This window comes from Paraburkholderia sp. (assembly GCF_049581445.1).
Lineage (GTDB): Bacteria > Pseudomonadota > Gammaproteobacteria > Burkholderiales > Burkholderiaceae > Paraburkholderia.
This window is the reverse complement of the sequence record NZ_JBAURZ010000317.1, coordinates 1-2814: the sequence shown is the minus strand read 5'-3', so window position 1 is coordinate 2814 and position 2814 is coordinate 1. Positions and strand designations below refer to the sequence as shown.

At 62.8% G+C, this 2814-nt stretch carries 3 protein-coding genes and 1 pseudogene; all 4 read left to right on the top strand.

Annotated elements, in window-relative coordinates; translation table 11 throughout:
• Positions 1-94, top strand: a pseudogene (locus tag WCA85_RS26575) (sterol-binding protein); the annotation flags it as partial.
• 15 nt (positions 95-109) lie between these two features.
• The gene (gene ubiB / locus WCA85_RS26570; protein WP_424067844.1) at positions 110-1687 is read left to right on the top strand and encodes a ubiquinone biosynthesis regulatory protein kinase UbiB; all 1578 of its coding nucleotides are present in this window, start codon (positions 110-112) and stop codon (positions 1685-1687) included.
• A gap of 10 nt (positions 1688-1697) precedes the next feature.
• On the top strand, positions 1698-2354 hold the full coding sequence (locus WCA85_RS26565; protein WP_424067843.1) for a methyltransferase domain-containing protein: 657 nt from the start codon (positions 1698-1700) through the stop codon (positions 2352-2354).
• 144 nt (positions 2355-2498) lie between these two features.
• Positions 2499-2814 (top strand): FmdB family zinc ribbon protein (locus WCA85_RS26560; RefSeq protein WP_424067842.1); only part of this gene is annotated, 316 nt, incomplete at its 3' end.

Below are 2814 nucleotides of genomic sequence, written 5' to 3'. Positions count from 1 at the left end.
CGTTGAAAAGCGCGTCGAGCGCCTTGAACAGAAGGTCGAAGCCCGCGGCGCAGATGCGCCGGGCGGCGCCGCCACGTCGCGCGGCACGCGCTAGTCACCAGGCTCAACCATGCGTTTTCTGCGTTTCCTCAAGATATTTTTTACGGTCATCCGCTTCGGTCTCGATGAGATGATGCTCAGCCGCATCAACGACCGGCGTGTCCGGTTGCTGCTGCGCATCACCACCATTGGCCGCAAGTTCGATCAGCCGCCGGGCGTCCGGTTGCGGCTCGCGCTCGAGAGCCTCGGGCCGATCTTCGTCAAGTTCGGCCAGGTGCTATCTACGCGGCGCGACCTGCTGCCTGTCGATATCGCCAACGAATTGGCCAAGCTGCAGGACCAGGTGCCGCCGTTCCCGTCCGAAGTGGCTATCGGGCTGGTGGAGAAGTCGCTGGGCGCGCCAGTCGATGTGCTGTTCGACGATTTCGAACGGGTGCCGGTGGCGAGCGCGTCCATTGCGCAGGTGCACTTTGCCAAGGTCAAGGCCGGTCAGCATGCTGGCAAGGCCGTCGCGGTCAAGGTTCTGCGCCCGAACATGCTGCCGGTGATCGACTCCGACCTTGCGCTGTTGCGCGACATCGCCGTATGGGCCGAGCGTCTTTGGGCGGATGGCAAGCGTTTGAAGCCGCGCGAAGTGGTCGCCGAGTTCGACAAATACCTGCACGACGAACTCGACCTGATGCGCGAAGCGGCCAATGGCAGCCAGTTGCGTCGCAACTTCGCCGGGCTCGATCTACTGCTCGTGCCGGAGATGTATTGGGAGTTCTGCACGCCCACCGTGCTTGTCATGGAGCGCATGGTCGGCGTCCCGATCAGCCAGGTCGAGACGCTGCGCGCGGCTGGCGTGGACATTCCGAAGCTGGCTCGCGAAGGCGTGGAGATCTTTTTTACCCAGGTGTTTCGCGACGGCTTTTTCCACGCCGACATGCACCCGGGCAATATTCAGGTCAGCCTCGATCCGGCGCATTTCGGGCGCTACATCGCACTCGATTTCGGCATTATCGGAGCGCTGTCGGATTTTGATAAAAACTACCTCGCGCAGAACTTCCTCGCGTTTTTCAAGCGCGACTATCACCGGGTGGCGACGCTGCACCTCGAATCCGGCTGGGTGCCGGCGACTACGCGAGTCGAAGAACTGGAGAGCGCGATTCGCGCTGTCTGCGAGCCGTACTTTGACCGCGCGCTGAAAGACATCTCGCTCGGACAGGTGCTGATGCGCCTCTTTTCCACTTCACGCCGCTTTAACGTCGAGATTCAGCCGCAACTCGTGTTGCTGCAGAAAACCATGCTGAACGTGGAAGGGCTCGGACGTTCGCTCGATCCGGAGTTGGACCTGTGGAAGACCGCCAAGCCGTATCTTGAACGCTGGATGAACGAGCAGATCGGCCTGCGCGGCTGGTACGAGCGGCTCAAGATTGAAGCGCCGCAGTGGAGCAAGACGTTGCCGCAACTGCCGCGGTTGATTCACCATGTTCTCGCGCAGCATCATGACAATCAGCGCGGGCCGAATGACGACACCGTTCGCCAGATTCTGCTCGAACAGCGGCGTACCAACCGGTTGCTGCAAGGTTTGCTGCTATTCGGTCTCGCGGTGGGGGTGGGTGTCGTGGTGGCGCGGGCGTGGCTTGCGCTGGCGTATGGGGGCTGAAGGTACACAGATGAGCGATCCGACCAAGCCGGCCAATCCGGCCAATCCCGACGGCGCTGATTTCATCGCCCGCGACCCGAATTCCCCCGCATTCTGGGACGAGCGCTTCGAGCGCGGCTTCACCCCTTGGGATCAGGCCGGCGTGCCGGCTGCATTCGAGGCGTTCGCGACGCGACACGTCGAAAGCGCGGTGCTGATCCCCGGATGCGGCAGCGCCTGGGAAGCGCTCTGGCTGGCTCGCCAAGGCCACAGGGTACAGGCGATCGATTTCTCGCCCGCAGCGGTGGCAACGGCCCGCGCCCAATTGGGCCAGTACGCCCAGATCGTCGAGCAGGCCGATTTCTTCGCCTGGCAGCCGACGCCTGAGCCCGGCTGGATCTACGAACGCGCGTTTCTGTGCGCGTTGCCCGTCGCGCGCCGGGCCGATTATGCGCGCCGCATGGCCGAGCTTTTGCCCCCCGGCGCTCTGCTTGCCGGTTTCTACTTTCTCGGCGCGACACCCAAAGGTCCGCCATTCGGCATCGAGCGCGCCGAACTCGACACGCTGCTGTCCCCATACTTCGATCTACTTGAAGACGAGCCAGTCAGCGACTCGATTGCGGTGTTTGCCGGCCGCGAGCGCTGGCTTACCTGGCGCCGCCGGGACGGCGGCGGGGACCTGAGTTAGCTTGAATTAGCGCGCTCCGCCCCCATGTGGATGCACGGTGGCTGCGTCAGCCGCCCGCCTCCCGAATTCCGGGGTGGGGAATTGTTTGCGGCTATAATTCAAGGCTTTGCAAGCGTTTATCAGATTACTGTAGGGAAAAAGATCATGCCGATCTACGCTTATCGCTGCGAGTCATGCGGCTTCGGGAAGGACGCGCTTCAGAAGATGAGCGACGCTCCCCTGACGAACTGTCCTGAATGCGGAAAAGACACTTTCCGCAAGCAGGTGACCGCAGCCGGGTTCCAATTGAAGGGTTCAGGCTGGTATGTGACCGATTTTCGCGGCGGCAATAGCGCGAATTCGGCGCCGGCCGCCAATGCGAACGAAAACGCGGCAGCCGCGCCGGCCAATGGCGACGGTAGCTCGAGCGCCAGCGCGTCTGCGGACAGCGCGACAAGCAGCAGCACAACCGCTGCCGCAG